The sequence below is a fragment of the Dorea sp. BIOML-A1 genome (genome assembly GCF_009875615.1).
GTDB lineage: Bacteria > Bacillota > Clostridia > Lachnospirales > Lachnospiraceae > Dorea_A > Dorea_A amylophila.
In genome coordinates, this window is sequence record NZ_WWSA01000032.1 from 24146 (window position 1) to 41046 (window position 16901).

Below are 16901 nucleotides of genomic sequence, written 5' to 3' on the forward strand. Positions count from 1 at the left end.
TATGAGTATTAGAATAAATGATTTAACAGTTAGATTTAAAAATGGTGTAGTTGCAGTAAATAAGGCATCTCTTGAAATACCTAAGGGAATTTACGGACTTTTGGGAGAGAATGGTGCGGGAAAAACCACGCTGATGAGGGTTCTTACAACTGTTTTAAAACAAACGGAAGGAATGGTTTCCCTTGATGGAATTCTGTATAACGAGGGAAATTATGAGAAAATACAGAAAAAGATTGGTTATCTTCCACAGGAAATCGACTTATACCCGAATCTTACGGTGAAAGAATGTCTTGTATATATGGGGGGACTGTCAGGAGTAGCCAGAAATGACCTCGAACAAAGAATTACCTATTATCTGGAAAAGACTTCTCTTACAGAGCATCAGAATAAAAAAATGCGGCAATTATCTGGTGGTATGAAGAGACGTGTCGGACTCATACAGGCACTTCTTAATAATCCGGATTTTTTGATTATTGATGAACCAACAACTGGGTTAGATCCGGAAGAAAGAATTAGGATCCGCAATCTTCTGGTTGATTTTTCAAAGGATAGAACTGTGCTGTTTTCCACTCATGTAGTAGAAGATTTAGCAGCAACCTGTACACAGCTTGCCATTATGAAAAAAGGGAATTTTTTATATTCCGGAAGCGTGAGTGGATTGCTGGAAAATGCAAAGGGCTGTGTTTGGAATTGTACGGTACAAAATGCAGAAGAAGCCCGTTTGTTAGAAGCCAATTATTCTATTTCATCTAAGCAGTATGTCGAAAATGGAATTCATATGAAAATATTAAGCAAAGGAAAGCCAAATGAGAAGTGTGTCCCGGATAATGATATCACTTTGGAAGATGCGTATATTTATTTGACGAATAGTTGAATATAACGGCGGGCAAGTTGCCCGCCGTAAATTGTACTTATTTTGTTAAAAGACCGGATAGATTTTTTCCAATGCAAAATCCAATCTGTGGATATAACTCCTGAATTTCCTGATATTTTGCTTCAATCATTTCTGGTTCATCAGCCCAGATCTTTTCATATATTTTGAAAGCTCTTTTAAAATGTGTTTTGGCTTGCGGAAGATTGGCGGTCATCAGATAAATAGTTGCAAGGGTTTCCTGAACTTTGGCATAATCCAGGCAGTCATCGGAATGGTATTCCTTGATGATGCCGGATAATCTTTGTAATTCGGAGATTCCTCTTTCAGGTTCCTGCTGTTCTGTCAGGAACATTGCATAATTGGCAATCTTAGGTATGCTGTCATTTATATGAAGCAGGTTAAATTGGTCAAGCAGTGAGATATTTTTTTCTATGTGTTCTCTTGCAAGATCGGGATGACCGTTCATGCGGTAAAGTCCACCGAGATTGGCATGAAGGTTGGAAACAAGGCGAGCATTGTCAGCAGTGATAGTTTCTATCTGGGCAAGTGCATCCTTTTCTAGTTTTATTGCTTTTTCAGGTTTTGTTTCAAGAGTTGCCTGAAAATCTAGTAATAATGCCCGGTCAGAGTCGGTTCCAATGTTATTTGTCTTTAACAGCCCCGTCAGTTCCTGAATGATTCCATTCATACCTTTGTGGTAGTTATAGTTATCCATGTATGGAAATGCATTTTCCAGAAAAAGCAGATACTTTGGTATATCATCCTTTTCAATCAATTCTATGATATTTCCGATTGTTTGAAATAGCTTTTTGTAATAAGCTACTTCCATTCCATGCATTAAACATATTTTCTGTAAAGAATCCAGTAATATGTGGCAGCCAGTTACAGATGGTTTTGTCTCTGAAAGGGTGATTTCCTGAATCATCGGATGCAGAGAGATAGTGCGACGTGTTGTTGTCTGAACGAAACCAGTCTCAATTAAATCGTTGATTTCATTTAGTGTGGGCAGTTCCAGCCATTTGGCAAATATACGGGCAGAAATACCGGTGGAAGGAAGAAAGCACATATTACACATGATATCCTGCTGTTCAAGAGATAAAGTGTATAAAGAAAACAGCGTATGGATATGACTGTAATAGGTGGCTTTGCTGCTTTGTCCATTTTTGATTATTTTAATTTTATCTTCGTTATGGAAAGATACTTTTTCCACCTGAAGTCTTGTTAATAACTGGTCTGGAGTTGAGATTCCATTTTCCAGAAGTTTTGCTGCCAGTTCCACGGCAAAAGTATGAGAGTGAACAGTTTCGATGATCTTTTCAACTGTTGCCCGGTACGTGTCTGCCTTTGAATAAAATACTGATGCCAGCTGGAAGAGAGCGTTCATATCCTCTATTTCTTTTAATGGCAGAGTACAGTATTCATCCAGTTTGCTTCTGGTTGTAAACAAAATCTGGCAGCGATATTTTAATACTACTGACAGAAAGCTGTCCTGTGTCGCAGGGACATTAAAATTATCTATGATAAGCAGAGTATCGGATTTCAGGGAACGCAGAAAACGGTTATGTCTTTGAAACCGTTTCTGGTCAGTGCTTTCCGGCGGATCGTCAATAAAATCCATGTCAGTAATATCCTGATGAAGATTGCCGGTATATTATACATAAAGGATATTGGTGTATTGCTTTATGTACCGCTTTGCGTAGGCTTTGGCAAGTTCACTTTTTCCGATTCCGGCGATTCCGCAAAGAAAAACATGACGGTTTTCCTCAAGCATGGTATATAATTCTTCCAGTTCTTTATCTCTTCCGATAAAATGACGGCATGATTTCGGAACCTCACTGTTCATAATATAATCCAGCACAATGGGGGATAAAGCGCCTCCGGCGAGCAGTTTCTGATTTTTGGTATTACGTTTGATGAATTGGCGTTCCATGCCAAAAAAAATCAGTTTTGCAAGAAACAGCAGTCTTGAACTGGCTGGTTTATATAAGGGAGTCAGATTTTTCTTTTTCGCATCTGAGATGCTGTCATTCTGAATGAATAAAGTGTAAATATCTTGTATAGCCATATTACAGTCAGACATCAGTGGAAGAAGATTCTGGTGGATGGTATAGGCTAATTTTTCCTAATTGGATGGCTTGGAATAGTAAGCGGATATTTTAGGACTGATTTTAGCCTGACCAGTCATCCGGCGGCAAACCAGACCGTTATCCATTGAATAATCCTGATTTGCCGGATCATCCATAAAATCTTCAAATAATTCGTATAAAAAATCAGGCTGACTCATTTGATTACTTTCGCTGATATGATTTTTTTAGCAAGTGCTAATAGAAGAAAAATCGCATCGATTCAATAGAAATTCCCCTTTCGTAGTTAAGATTGAGTATATCTATCATAACACGAACATATATTCGATTCAAGAAAATACGGATATTTTTAAAGTGATTGTGTCAATTTACAATCAATTTCTATTCAATGTGGTTTTCAGGCAGGTTCTGTAAAATAAGCTCAGAACAAACAATAATGGGAGGAGCTTATGCAACAGAATATTGAATTTGAGCGGTGCATTGATTTTCTGGTACGGATGATTGATAAGTACGGCGCTGAAGTCCTCCGGGAGTTGGAGGAAGAAAAACAGAATAAGGAAGAAAAAACAGCATAGAATACTTCTGAGCGGGTATGGCTAAGAATGTTTTGGTGTATTGACAGGACATTTAAAATGACGTATACTAAGCTCAGTGATCGTTCTGTAGAAACTTGCGAAGCCTACAGGCGAGGGAGAGCCTGCGGGTCTCTCCCTCTTTTGTTTTAAGGAGAAATGATATGCAGACACCGAAAAAATTCTCTTCTTTTAGTGACCAGGTTTCTTGGATCAGTGATGAAAAGGGAATAAAAATAAAAGACAGAGAATATGCGGAAGAGATGTTACGTCAAATAGGATATTTTCCTCTTATGGGAGGATATAAACATCTTTTTAGAATATCGAATACAAAGAAATATAAAGTAGGAACAAGTTTTGAAGAAATAGTCAGTCTGTATAAGTTTGATGCAGAGCTTAGAGAGTTGTCACGGACGATGAGAGTATGTAGAAATTAGTTTATTATAGAGTAATTTGTTGGGGAAGGAGGCCTCTTATTTGAAAAAGAAAAAGATGAAATAACCATCCGTTCCAGTGCAGCAGAATACTTAACCTATGTTGCCTCTGTGGGTGATCAGCAGGACAGCATTGAGATGCGCTATGAGGATGAGAATATATGGCTGACACAGAAGATGATGGCCACATTGTATGACGTTGGTTTGCCAACGATAAATGAACATATTAAAAAGATTTATGCAGATAGTGAATTAGAAGAGTCTTCAACTATTCGGAATTTCCGAATAGTTCAAACCGAAGGTTCACGTCAGGTGACTCGTGATACAAAGCATTATAATCTTCAAATGATTATTGCGGTTGGATTCAAGGTGAATAATGAGCGAGCAGTGCAGTTTCGTAAGTGGGCCAATGGCATCGTAAAAGACTACACTATCAAGGGCTGGGTCATGGATGATGAGCGCCTGAAAAATGGTGGATCTGTGCTTACAGTAGAGTATTGTTACAACAAATTGTAAGCAGATATTAACAGATAACAGTTGTGCATTTAGTATTTTAGAAGCGGGATATCAGGAGTATATTGCAACTGTTTTAAAGAAGAATTTTTAATTAAATGTATTTATAACATATTAAAAAATACAGTATATAAAACATAAAAAACCACAAACCCAGATTTCCCCACACCTCTCACAAATTCAAGTGATGTGTCCAACGGGGAGATTATTTTATTGACAAAAAGAAGGAATCCCCCATGAACCAACAAGAAATATTCACATACATCCAAAAGCAATACCCCACTCACCCGAAAGAACAACTTTCATGGAGGTTCAGGCAGAGCCGGACATGATAGGTAACTACAGCGAAATGTAGCACCTGTCATTGTGATCGAGCGTGATCTGGATGTGATGAAGAATGCAGATTACATGATTGATATGGGCCCAGGAGGTGGAGATGCCGGGGAAACGATTGTAGCAGCAGGCACGCCAGAGGATATTATGGCGTCAGAACAGAGCATAACCGAAAAATATCTGAAAACAGAAAGAGGATAAAAATTACATGAGAACATATAAAATACGTTTATTAAAATGCAGCGGAAAAGACCAGAAGATATCCGCTTATCTGCAGCTTCTGACAGGCCTCGATAAAGTGATGGCTAACCGCATCGTATCGAACCTTCCAGCCACACTGTTTGATAATCTGGACGAAGAAGGCATGGAATATTTTAAAGAGGTGTTTGATTTTTATGAAGTAGAATACGAGATCACACCACTGGAAGAAACATGTGAGGTGTGCGGCTATCCATCCAGACAGGTCATTGTACTTGGGAGAATTGTAGAATATTATGGTCAGAGAAATGGCTTCTTACAGCTTGCGAAAAAATATAATTTTGAAACGAAGGAAGACCTGTCTATGGCACCATTTCTGATCCGGGATGGTATGGATGCGGAGAAAGCCGTTAAGCTTCAGCAGGAACTGACCAACATCGGAATCCGTTCACAGGTTATCCGCAGCGGAAGTCCGGTGACAGAAAGAAAGCGGAAAAAATTCTTTCAGAGATTGCTCTCTTCGGAAGTATGATCTATAATGAGCGGTGCATGTTTTCTTGTAAAGAGAAAATCATACTGAAAAAGGAAGGACATTGAGAAAGAATGAAAGATTTAACGAAGGGAAAGCCCTCGGCACTGATACTAAGTTTCGCATTACCGATATTTTTAGGAAACTTATTACAGCTGACCTACAGTCTGGTAGATACCAGGATTGTCGGCTCGTTTCTGGGAGAAGATGCACTGGCAGCAGTAGGTGCGACCAGCACACTGAGCGGTCTGATCATCGGATTTTTACTGGGATTATCCAACGGATTTGCGATTATTACCGCACAGAAATTTGGTGCGAAGAACATCGCAGATATGAAAAAGTCCTTTGCAATGTCGCTTGTGATCGGGACTGGAATATCCATTTTATTTACGATAGCAGGACTGCTATTTTTGAAACCGATCTTACATTTCTTAAATGTGCCAAAGCATCTGGTTCCGGTGGCGAAAGGATATATCGCGATCATCATAGCAGGACTGCTTGCAACATTTTTATATGATGCCTGTGCGGCGACGCTTCGTGCAATCGGAGATGCAGTAACACCATTGATCATTCTGGCGATATCTGTAGCACTGAATATCGTGGGGGATCTGTTCTTCGTTGTGGTATTGAAGACTGGCGTAAAAGGAGCAGCAATTGCAACTGTACTGGCACAGATCATTGCATTTGTGATCTGCTGGATCTATATGATTAGAAAATATGAGATATTAAGGCTTCAGAAAGAGGATTTTAAAGATCCAAGTCCAATCATGGTAAAAGAGATGATAAGTGCCGGAATGTCGATGGGATTTATGAGTTCTCTGGTTAATATCGGTACTTTGACATTACAGACGGCGATTAATAAGCTTGGAAAAGACATTATCATTGCCCATACAGCGGCGAGAAAGATCTCGGAAATATTCATGATCATGTTCAGTGTATTCGGACAGACGATGGCAACTTACTGTGGACAGAACATGGGAGCAGGGAAGATCGACCGTGTGAAGAGAGGCATCTGGCTGGCGATTGTCTACACTGCGATCTGGTCAGGACTTACGATCATTGCAAGTTATACGATCGGAGGATGGCTGGTATATCTGGTAACCGGAAGTCATAATAAGACAGTAATCTTAAATGCAACAAATTATCTGAAGTTTGATACGCTGTTTTATATTGAGACTACCTTGATCTGTATTTTAAGAAATGCGATGCAGGGATTAGGGGATCATATTACACCACTGATCTCCAGCGGCCTTGAGATGGCAGGGAAGATCGTGATCGCGGCCACTCTGGTTCCGTGGCTTGGATATACGGGTGTGATCATCTGTGAACCGATCGTGTGGTTCATTATGGTAATCCCGCTTTTGATTCAGACATTCCGGATGCCGGTACTCAGGACAGAAAAGACAGATGGAAAAATATAGAGGGGAAATATAAAAAATATAAATAAGAAAAATCAATTTGAGAGGATAAGATAGATGGAGATACATATTCTTGATATGATCCAGAATTTAAGAACGCCAATAGGAGATGTGGTTGTTCCGCTCATTACCAGACTTGGAGATGCGGGAATTATATGGATCATTCTGACGGTATTATTACTGATCATTCCGAAGACAAGAAAGACGGGGGTGATCATGATGGCGGCATTGCTGGTGGATGTGCTGCTCTGCAATGTGCTCATAAAGAATCTGGTGGCAAGGACCAGACCATTCGATGTCAATACAGCAGTACAATTACTGGTCGCAAAGCCGCAGGATTACTCTTTCCCGTCGGGACACACGGCGGCTTCATTTGCTTCGGTTACGGCATTGTATCTTGCCGGAGAGAAGAAGATGTGGAAAGCGGCTCTTGTACTTGCGGTTCTGATTGCATTATCAAGATTGTACCTGTATGTGCATTATCCAACGGACATCATTGGTGGTGTGGTATTCGGAAGTCTTTCCGGATATCTGGGATATAAGATTGTGGAATGGATACAGAAGAAAAAGATAAAATAGAGATAGAAAAAAGAGCAGGGCAGGCAGCATTATGCTGTCTGCCTTGCTCTTTTACTGACTACCAGTGCGATACAGAAGATCGCAGCGGCAAAAAGTAACTGGATTCCATAGTTGCGGTATAAGAGTTGTCTCTGTGCCTGAGTGAGAACAGCAGAGTTGTTCAGCAGATTGTTACTGATCTCATACCAGTAGACCGGAAGAAAATGAGCCACAGTTTTCACGCCTTTTCCCATGATATCAAGTGGAACGAATACGCCGCACAGGAAGCTCATGCCAAGTGTGACAACATTTACGAGGGCGGTCAGGATATCTTCTTTGGTGATAAATGTACCAAGAAGGAAGGAAAGCGCAAGGCCGACCAGAAGCAGGGTCAGGCTGTTGAGCATATAATATGGCATCTTTGGCGACTGGAAAAATGCTTTCCGGTAAAAGAAGAAAGCAGGGATCCATGTTGTAAGCATCCAGACGGAGCATCCGACTGCCAGATATCCCAGTGCAAGCTGCAGGTTCTGGCTTCTGATGGATACAGCCGAGCAAAGGATTCGCTTTTGCAGATCCGGCTGATGGAATGCGATCATGATCAGTCCCATTACATAGCACAGTATGGAGATTAACACATATGGCAGATACTGATACATGTAACCATAACCCGGCGTCTTTTCGGAAGAAGCAGATTTTAACATTGTAACATGAGAAGAACTGTCTGTATGTTTCAGAATATATGCAGCTGCCTCTTTATCGGAATAACCACTGTCTGTCAGGACACGTGCCTGATTCAGATAGGTGTTAATCTGCTGGTCGATGTAGTATCCGTCCGTGCTGCCCGGAATCTTGGATACCGGTAATGCCTGATACTCACGGAGGCAGGAGGCTTTAAAATCTTCCGGAATGGTTACGATATAAGAGACATTCCGGTTAAAGAGTGCGTCCTGGAGTTTCGCAGTGTCATCCGGCATTTGCCTGACGGTATGATACTGTGATAAATATGTGGAAAGTCCTTTGGAAAGCACGCCTCCGTCATGATCAACCACACCTACCGTGAGTGCTTGGGCATGGAACCCGGTGCCGGAAGTATTGCTGTCGCTGCCGGAGGCAAGGATTCCAATCGTAAGGAAGATTGCCAGATACATGAATACCATCAGGAGATTGCGTTTGGTTATGATTAAAAATCCTTTAAATACTGTCATAACGTTCCCTCCTTATCATGAGAAATGAGAAGCTGATACAAAGCAGGCACATGATTACAAGAATCAGGATACACCTGCGGTAGCGGACAGCATCATCATAGACACTGAGGCAGTAGAATGCATCACTCAGTACACTGGCAGGATTGATCCGGTTGATGACCGGGCAGTGCTGTTCGATCACATTTTTCATTCCACCGAACATCAGGCCTGCAAGAAAACTTGGTAACAGTGTAACGAGGACACCGATTCCGGATTTGACACTGTAGGACAGTTTGCCGGCGCATCCGATCAGGATTCCGAGACAGATACCGATCAGGGTTCCCATAAATGTAATGAGAAGAAGTTTCGGAATGTCATGCCCAAGGCTGATATGAAGTACCTGGGTAAGGTAAAGCTCCAGGATCAGGATGTTGACGAAATGAATACTTTCCAGTACCAGCAGATCGCCGAGAATCAGGGAAAGTTTGTGGGTCGGTGTGATGCTGCGCCGTTCTCCGAGTGCACTTAAGTTCGCCTGAAGCTGAACCGTGGAATGGATGCTTAAGTAGACTCCGCTTAAGCAGGCAAATGCAATCAGTGCGAGAAAATAAGTCAGTGTCGGATCTAAGGAATGTCCGCCTAAGGACTTTTCTTTCACCAGTGTCTGGTAGTCGTTCAGGGATGAAAGGGCGTCCGAAAGCTTTTCCGGATGCTGTGTGGTAATATCCCGGATCATGTCAGTATTCTTTTCATAGCTGTCCAGAAGGGAAGACAGAATGCTCTGGTTAATGCCATTGGAAGCAATGGTAAGGGAAGGAACCGACTTCACGTAATAGATGCCGGATATTTCCTCCCGCCGGAGCGCTTTTTTGGCAGCTTTTTCTGTCTTGTAAGAATGGATATCGATCATGTCTTGATCCGTTTCATTCAGAAATGTCAGGAAAGATGTTGCATTTGCGGAACTGCTTTCCACTGTGACGATGGCAACAGGAACCGGTTCCCAGTCGGTCTCTCCGCTTCCTGCAAGACCGGTATTTCCAAAGGACACATAGAACAGGGTTCCAAGGATGAGCGGAAATGCGAGAGCCCAGAACATGATAGAGCGGGAACGTATTGTCTGTAAGAATTGATATTTTAATAAATGTAACATAAAGTGTCCCTCCTTTAATCCCTGAGTTCTTTTCCTGTGATCTCAAGGAAGACATCATTGAGAGTCGGAAGCTCGGAGAAGACGCGTCCGAATGGAATGTCCTGTTCCTGCAGGTAATTCAGTACCCGGATCAGATTGTGTTTTGCACCGCTGCAGCGTAGGATCATTGTCTGATCTTGGTATGATAAGTCAAATACATGTGAAAGGGAGCGGATATCTGCCAGGTTGTTTTTCGTTAACGCAACCGCTTCGATCGTGATCGTCTCACCGGTCTTGATCATTTTTTTTAGTTCCTCGGTTGTGCCGGAAGCAAGTACACGGCCATGATCAATGATCGCAATACGGGTACAGATCTGTTCCACCTCTTCCATGTAGTGAGAGGTATAGATGATGGTAGATCCCTGACGGTTGAGTTCCAGAATCCCTTCCAGAATCTTATTACGGCTCTGAGGATCTACAGCAACGGTCGGTTCATCCATGATGATGAGTCTGGGCTTATGGACAATGCCGCATGCGATATTCAGTCTTCGCAGAAGTCCGCCGGAGAGTTTCTTCGGGCGCATCTTACGGAAATCGGACAGACCGGTGAATGCGATGGCTTCTTCCACGAGTTCTCTTCGTTTTTGTTTGTCTCTGATATAGAGTCCGCAGAAATAATCGATGTTTTCATAGACGGACATCTGCTCAAAGACGGCAACGTTCTGCATGACAACACCGATATCCTGCTTGATATCGTAGCTGTCCGGCTTCATATCCTTTCCAAAGATCGTGATCGTTCCTTTGTCATATTTTAACAGTGCGAGCAAGCAGTTGATGGCGGTGGTTTTACCGGAACCGTTTGGTCCGAGCAGTCCGAAGATCTCGCCTTCTTCGATGTCGAGTGACAGGTGGTCAAGCGCTAACAGATCACCGTAACGTTTTACAAGATTTTCTATATGTACAAGCATAAGATTCCCTCCTTGATGAATGTATGTCGGTATCGCAGAAGAAATGGAAGATTACTTTCTGCGGTCATGACATTTGTTACTTGTAGTATAGCGGATGGCTGATTATAATGGTAGTGTCACCGGTCATAAATTGAATGTGACAAATGTAATATAGGAGAAAAGAATGAGAAAGATAACAGATGAAGGATTTTTGTTCCTTTACGGAGCAGGACTTCTGGTAACAGCGGAAACAGGGATTCCGGTGGTTATCACTATTCTGTTTGCGTGTATCTATACCTGTGTGAATCTGGTAGGGGAAGAAAAGTATCTGCATTACATTATGACGATTGCTTTCGTGGCAGCCGGAATTGTTTTTAAAGAAATGTGGATGTTTCTTCCGGTAGTTTTATATAATATGCTATGCTTTTATTCTCCGGTTTATATAGGGGTTGGCGGTATAATCGTGGCCTGTGAGGCGCCGGCGTTCCGGGAATATTACGGGCTGGAAAAAGAGATGCTTATTGTTGCCGGGCTGGCAGCAGCAGTTCTGTTATATGGACGGACCAGGAGGCTAAATGAATTGGAGCAGGAATATAAAAGGGCCAGAGATGACAGCAGAGAACTGACACTGATGCTGGAAAAGAAGAATCAGGATCTGCTGGAAAAGCAGGACACAGAAGTATATCTGGCCACACTGAAAGAACGGAATCGTATCGCCAGAGAGATCCATGACAATGTGGGACATATGCTGTCGCGGTCCATCCTGATGGTGGGAGCATTAAAGACTGTTAATCAGGCTGAGAATCTGAAAGTCCCGATGGAGCAGCTGGATCAGACGCTGAACGAAGCCATGACGAATGTAAGACAGAGCGTGCACGATCTGCATGATGAGTCGGTAAATTTAAAAGAAGTGATGGAATCGCTGGCAGAAGAATTCCGTTTTTGTCCGGTACAGCTTACTTATGATATGGGATATGATATTCCAAAAGAGATCAAATACAGCTTTATAGCCATTACGAAAGAGGCACTGAATAACGTGATGCGTCACAGCAATGCAAATGAGGTGAAGATTTTGGCAAGAGAACATCCCGGACTATATCAGCTGATCATAGAAGATAATGGAACGTCAGATGAGCGGATCCGGCCAAACAGGGACCGAGAAGAATATGCAGAGAAGGAAAGTGCTGGAAAGACCGGAAACACTCGAAAAACAGAAAACACAGAATGCAGCGGAATCGGAATCAAGAATATGAAAAAACGTGTCCGCATGCTGGGCGGAACCATACAGATTCAGAAAGAAAATGGCTTCCGGATATTTATTACGGTTCCAAAAAATGAGGGGAAAAGATGAAGATAGTAATTGTAGATGATGATATCCTGGTGTCCAGTGCGTTAAAGACAATCCTGGAAGCAGGAGGAGAAGTAGAAGTAACCGGCACCGGACAGGATGGAAAAGATGCCGTCCGGTTATATGATGAATTGCTGCCGGATGTTCTTCTGATGGACATCCGTATGAAGGACATGAACGGCCTGGATGCCGCAGAGCAGATTTTGAAAAGGCATCCGGATGCAAAGATTCTTTTGCTTACCACGTTTTCCGATGATGAGTACATCGTAAAAGCATTAAAATATGGTGTGAAGGGATATCTGATAAAACAGGATTACGGCAGTATCCTTCCGGCATTGCAGGCGGTGCAGATGAATCAGACCGTATTCGGAACTGAGATTATGTCCAGAATCCCGGGATTGCTTCAGAAAGAAAAAGAGCAGACATTTGACTGGAACAGTTACGGAATCGGAGAACGGGAACTGGAGATCACAGCACTGGTTGCTGAGGGACTCAGTAACAAAGAGATATCGGAGAAAGTCTGCTTAAGCGAAGGAACGGTCCGGAATTATATCAGCAATGTGCTCGAGAAACTGGAATTAAGAGATCGGACACAGCTTGCGGTGTATTATCTGCAGAGAAGCAGAAAATGTGATAAGAATAAATAGGAGCAGAGAAAAAATAAATGGAAGAAAAAAGTAAATATACAAAAATAATCAACTGGAAACAGTTCTACCGGAATGTATTTGCGCTGGTTATTCCTATTGCAATCCAGAATCTGATCAATGTCGGAGTTACGGCGACGGACGTGATCATGCTTGGAAAGGTTGGAGAGAAAGTGTTATCCGGGGCATCTCTTGCAGGACAGATCCAATACATCATGACACTGATCTTTTACGGAGTGACCTCCGGAGCAACGGTTCTGACGGCGCAGTACTGGGGGAAGAAAGACACCAGAACGATAGAGAAAGTCCTGGGTATGGGATTAAGTGCCGGACTCATCGTTGCGGTAGTATTCGCAGGAGCAGCCCTTGGCATACCGGAGACACTGATGCGGATCTATACCTCTGATCCGGAAGTTATTGCAGAAGGAGTAAAGTATTTAAGAATCGTAGGATTTTCCTATGTGTTCATGGCGGTGACACAGGTGTATCTGAATATTATGCGCAGTATCGAGAGGGTTATGGTGGCTACATTTATTTATCTGATTTCATTGCTGATGAATATTGTGGTAAATGCGGTTCTGATCTTCGGACTACTTGGATTCCCGGTAATGGGAGTAAGGGGTGCGGCAATCGGTACGCTGTGTGCCAGAGCTGCCGAGACAGTGATGGTTCTCGTTTATGCCATCTTCCGAAATAAAGTAGTAAGGATCCGGCTTAAAGATATGGTGAAGATCGATAAGGTTCTGTTAAAAGATTTCGCAGTTTATTCTATGCCGGTGGTATTAAATGAACTGATGTGGGGACTGGGAACGTCGGCGAATACGGCGGTGATCGGGCATCTTGGAAGCGCAGCAGTGGCAGCCAACTCGGTGGCGCAGGTGGCAAGACAGCTTGCAACAGTCGTAACATTCGGGATTTCCCATGCAACGGCGATCTATCTCGGCAAGACGATCGGGGAAGGCAAGATGGAACTGGCAAAGGCATACGGAAAACGTTTCGTGTGGTTAAGTCTGATTCTTGGAATCCTGGGTGGTGTGCTGATACTGATCTCGGCACCAATCGCCAATGCGAATCTGGCACTGACCGGACCGGCAAAGAATTACTTAAGTTTCATGTTCTTCGTTATGTCGTATTTTACTGTGGCACAGGCATTTAATACCACAATGGTAGTAGGGGTATTCCGTGCAGGCGGGGATACGAAATTCGGATTGATCATGGATGTATCGACGATGTGGGGATTCTCCATTTTACTCGGGGCAGTGGCGGCATTTATTTTGCATGCCAGTGTGCCGGTCGTATATGTTATACTGATGAGTGATGAACTGATCAAAGTACCGATTACTTTAAAGCGGTATTTGACATACAAGTGGCTGAGAGATGTCACAAGGGAACAAAAAGAACTGGAGGAAATGTAAAATGATCGTATTAAGCAAGGAGCAGATCGAAGAAATGGTCGATCCGGATCAGATGATGGATCAGATCGAAGAGGCATACCGGATCTATGGATCAGGTGAGTTCTATATGCCGCCAAGACCGACGGTAGAACATGAAAATAAGCAGCTCATGTATATGCCATGTTACACAAAGGATATCATAGGGACAAAGATCCTGTCGATCTTCCCGGAGAATTCTAAACTGGGATTGCCGTCGATAGATGGTATCGTGTTACTGAATGACTATACGACAGGCGCGCCGCTTGCTGTTATGGACGGGCAGTCGGTAACCGCATGGAGAACCGGAGCTGTCGGTGGTGTGGGAATCCGCCATCTGTCAAGAAAGGACTGCCATACGGTTGGAATCATCGGAGCAGGAATGCAGGGATTCCATCAGGCTGTGTATGCATGTGCGGCAAGAGATATCCATACCGTATATGTGTTCAACCACAGTGACCGTGATCTGACAGATTATCTGGAAAGACTGAAAAAAGCTATTGATAAGGAAGACGTAAAGGTAGTACAATGTAAAGCAGTGGAAGAGCTTGTACGAAACAGTGATATCATCTGTACAACAACTCCTTCTACCACACCTGTTCTTCCAGATGACAAAGAACTTCTGAGAGGAAAATGCATCATTGCAATCGGCTCTTATATGCCGGAGATGAGGGAAATCCCGGATGCAGTACTGGATCTGGTGGACAATGTATACATTGAACTGCCATACGCATGTGAGGAAAGCGGAGATCTAAGCCAGCCCCTGGCAAGTGGAAAACTTACAAAAGACCGCATAAAACTGATGCATGAATATCTCGTATCGGGGGAAAAAGAGATCAAAGAAGGTCAGACAACATATTTCAAATCGGTTGGAATGGGATTATTTGATGTGTGTATCGCACAGAAATTATATGAAGTAGCAAAGGAGAAATAACATTATGAAAATCGTAGCAACAGAAAAAGCACCAAAGGCACTTGGACCATACTCACAGGGATATGTACACAACGGAGTACTGTATACAGCAGGACAGATTGCAATCAATCCTGAAGTGAATGATGTAGAAGCAACTACAATCGAAGCACAGACAGAGCAGGTATGCAAGAACTTAGGAGAAGTCTTAAAAGAAGCAGGAACATCATTTGACAACGTATTAAAGACAACATGCTTCCTTGCAGATATGAGTGACTTTGCAGCATTCAACGAAGTATATGGAAAATACTTTACATCAAAACCGGCAAGAAGCTGTGTTGCAGTAAAGACACTTCCAAAGGGAGTTCTGTGTGAAGTAGAACTTATTGCGGCTGTAGAGGAGTAAGACAAATGGCAGAAGAACAAAAAACAGGCTGCAGCCCGTCCGATTGTGCAGGCTGTTCCCATGCAGGTGAATGCGGAAGCAAACCGCAGAGTCTGATCAAACCGGAAAATAAAAAATCACACATCAACCATGTGATCGCAGTTGTCAGCGGAAAAGGCGGTGTTGGAAAATCTATGGTTACCGCATCACTTGCAAGGCTGATGAGAGAACAGGGATTTTCTGTAGGTATCATGGACGCAGATATCACAGGTCCATCCATTCCGAAGATGTATGGAATCCATGAAAAAGCAAAAGGGGATGGAGAAAATATTTTCCCATGTGAGGCAAAGGATGGAACGAAGATCATGTCCATCAACCTTTTACTTCCGGAAGAAGATGATCCGGTTATCTGGAGAGGTCCGGTCATTTCAGGTGTTGTCACACAGTTCTGGACAGATGTTGCATGGGGAGAACTGGATTATCTCTTCGTAGACATGCCGCCGGGAACCGGTGATGTACCGCTTACCGTATTCCAGTCCCTTCCGGTAGAAGGCATCGTGATCGTAACTTCTCCGCAGGATCTGGTACGCATGATCGTAAAGAAAGCTTACAACATGGCAGGACAGATGGATATCCCGGTACTCGGAATCGTGGAGAACTATAGTTATCTGGAATGTCCGGACTGCGGACGTAAGATCTCCGTATTCGGCGAGAGCCACATCGACGAAGTGGCAGAAGAACTCGGCGTTCCGGTCATCGGTAAGATGCCGATCGATGCAAGTCTTGCAGAGGCAGTGGAGAATGAGAACTTTGCAGAAGTAAGCAATGATTATCTTGCGGAAGCAGTGAATAAACTTTAGAAGATACCATTTTTGTGATAAAAAATTAACTTATGGATTTACTGTTGACTTAGAGAAGATAACCTGTTGTGCTAATTGCATAGTTGATGGATGAATTTGTGAGATACCTATGTACAAAGTGCATAAATGAGAAAGTGGAGATAGCACGCAGCATAGGAGCCGAAGGGGCATGCAGAAACTCTCAGGTAAAAGGAACGAATTCGGACGACGCTCTGGAGAACAATTAGAATTGTACCGAAGAAGTAATCTTTCAGGTAAAAGGACAGAGGCAGACAAAAAACACTTTTGAGAAGAAAGTATTTTTTGCCTGCTTTTTTAATGCTTAAAATGGGGAATGGGCATGAAAAGCAGGCAGATTCCGAAGGAGGCGCAGTGCATGTGGTGCCGAGGAAGAAAAAATAAATTTGGGATTTAATTTAGAAGGCATGACTACCCGGACCTGCACTTCCGGGCATTTTATTTATTAACATTCGCTGCCAGTCACGACTTGAAGGAAACAATAGATAAGGATTATTGTGAATGTGGAATGCCGTTAGAAACAATTAGAG

Annotated in this window: 16 protein-coding genes, 2 pseudogenes and 1 riboswitch; of the genes and pseudogenes, 14 read left to right on the top strand and 4 right to left on the bottom strand. The window is 42.8% G+C overall.

All coding sequences use genetic code 11. The features are described 5' to 3' along the window. Window position 1 precedes the first annotated feature (1 nt). A complete protein-coding gene (locus tag GT508_RS11820; protein WP_005339623.1) occupies window positions 2–874 on the top strand; it encodes an ATP-binding cassette domain-containing protein in 873 nt (290 codons plus the stop codon). Between the two features lie 37 nt (window positions 875–911). Here the strand turns inward: GT508_RS11820 and GT508_RS11825 are convergent. Next, window positions 912–3158 (bottom strand): annotated as a pseudogene (locus GT508_RS11825) (tetratricopeptide repeat protein). Between the two features lie 249 nt (window positions 3159–3407). On the opposite strand from GT508_RS11825, the gene GT508_RS14830 reads away from it, so the two are divergent. The 7 genes and pseudogenes from GT508_RS14830 to GT508_RS11855 all read left to right on the top strand — a co-directional run bounded on the left by GT508_RS14830 (window position 3408) and on the right by GT508_RS11855 (window position 7534). Beyond that, window positions 3408–3533, top strand: a complete 126-nt coding sequence (locus GT508_RS14830) for a hypothetical protein (protein ID WP_255642453.1) — start codon at window positions 3408–3410, stop codon at window positions 3531–3533. A 161-nt stretch (window positions 3534–3694) separates the two neighbouring features. Further along, a complete protein-coding gene (locus tag GT508_RS11830; RefSeq protein WP_243144121.1) occupies window positions 3695–3967 on the top strand; it encodes an Abi family protein in 273 nt (90 codons plus the stop codon). Window positions 3968–4027: 60 nt separating this feature from the next. Then, window positions 4028–4462 (top strand): annotated as a pseudogene (locus tag GT508_RS11835) (virulence RhuM family protein); the annotation flags it as partial. A 381-nt stretch (window positions 4463–4843) separates the two neighbouring features. Next, on the top strand, window positions 4844–5011 hold the full coding sequence (locus GT508_RS11840; RefSeq protein WP_330368907.1) for a hypothetical protein: 168 nt from the start codon (window positions 4844–4846) through the stop codon (window positions 5009–5011). A gap of 7 nt (window positions 5012–5018) precedes the next feature. After that, entirely contained in the window at window positions 5019–5540 is a 522-nt protein-coding gene (locus GT508_RS11845; protein WP_055281475.1) for a hypothetical protein, read from the top strand. 71 nt (window positions 5541–5611) lie between these two features. Further along, window positions 5612–6958 carry an MATE family efflux transporter gene (locus GT508_RS11850; RefSeq protein ID WP_161144308.1) on the top strand — a complete coding sequence of 449 codons (1347 nt, stop codon included), beginning with the start codon at window positions 5612–5614 and terminating at the stop codon, window positions 6956–6958. A 54-nt stretch (window positions 6959–7012) separates the two neighbouring features. Then, complete coding sequence (locus tag GT508_RS11855) at window positions 7013–7534, top strand: phosphatase PAP2 family protein (RefSeq protein WP_022414964.1); 522 nt, start codon at window positions 7013–7015, stop codon at window positions 7532–7534. A gap of 29 nt (window positions 7535–7563) precedes the next feature. Here the strand turns inward: GT508_RS11855 and GT508_RS11860 are convergent, their stop codons facing one another. Genes GT508_RS11860 through GT508_RS11870 form a run of 3 tightly spaced genes read right to left on the bottom strand, consistent with a single transcriptional unit; the run spans window position 7564 to window position 10797 of the window. After that, the gene (locus GT508_RS11860; RefSeq protein ID WP_161144309.1) at window positions 7564–8721 is read right to left on the bottom strand and encodes an ABC transporter permease; all 1158 of its coding nucleotides are present in this window, start codon (window positions 8719–8721) and stop codon (window positions 7564–7566) included. Continuing rightward, window positions 8708–9850 (bottom strand): ABC transporter permease, encoded by a 1143-nt coding sequence (locus GT508_RS11865; protein WP_161144310.1) that lies wholly within the window; start codon window positions 9848–9850, stop codon window positions 8708–8710. Before GT508_RS11865 ends, GT508_RS11860 begins: the two co-directional genes overlap by 14 nt. Window positions 9851–9864: 14 nt before the next feature. Then, the gene (locus GT508_RS11870) at window positions 9865–10797 is read right to left on the bottom strand and encodes an ABC transporter ATP-binding protein (protein WP_055195684.1); all 933 of its coding nucleotides are present in this window, start codon (window positions 10795–10797) and stop codon (window positions 9865–9867) included. Window positions 10798–10960: 163 nt separating this feature from the next. On the opposite strand from GT508_RS11870, the gene GT508_RS11875 reads away from it, so the two are divergent. Genes GT508_RS11875 through GT508_RS11900 form a run of 6 tightly spaced genes read left to right on the top strand, consistent with a single transcriptional unit; the run spans window position 10961 to window position 16353 of the window. Beyond that, complete coding sequence (locus tag GT508_RS11875; protein WP_161144311.1) at window positions 10961–12127, top strand: sensor histidine kinase; 1167 nt, start codon at window positions 10961–10963, stop codon at window positions 12125–12127. Continuing rightward, on the top strand, window positions 12124–12771 hold the full coding sequence (locus GT508_RS11880; RefSeq protein WP_161144312.1) for a response regulator transcription factor: 648 nt from the start codon (window positions 12124–12126) through the stop codon (window positions 12769–12771). Before GT508_RS11875 ends, GT508_RS11880 begins: the two co-directional genes overlap by 4 nt. Window positions 12772–12788: 17 nt before the next feature. Then, complete coding sequence (locus GT508_RS11885) at window positions 12789–14183, top strand: MATE family efflux transporter (RefSeq protein ID WP_161144313.1); 1395 nt, start codon at window positions 12789–12791, stop codon at window positions 14181–14183. 1 nt (window position 14184) lies between these two features. Beyond that, a complete protein-coding gene (locus GT508_RS11890) occupies window positions 14185–15132 on the top strand; it encodes an ornithine cyclodeaminase family protein (protein WP_192934820.1) in 948 nt (315 codons plus the stop codon). Window positions 15133–15136: 4 nt separating this feature from the next. After that, window positions 15137–15514 carry a RidA family protein gene (locus GT508_RS11895; protein WP_117597800.1) on the top strand — a complete coding sequence of 126 codons (378 nt, stop codon included), beginning with the start codon at window positions 15137–15139 and terminating at the stop codon, window positions 15512–15514. Between the two features lie 5 nt (window positions 15515–15519). Next, complete coding sequence (locus GT508_RS11900) at window positions 15520–16353, top strand: Mrp/NBP35 family ATP-binding protein (RefSeq protein ID WP_022415642.1); 834 nt, start codon at window positions 15520–15522, stop codon at window positions 16351–16353. A gap of 202 nt (window positions 16354–16555) precedes the next feature. Continuing rightward, window positions 16556–16629, top strand: a riboswitch (glycine riboswitch). Window positions 16630–16901: the final 272 nt, after the last annotated feature.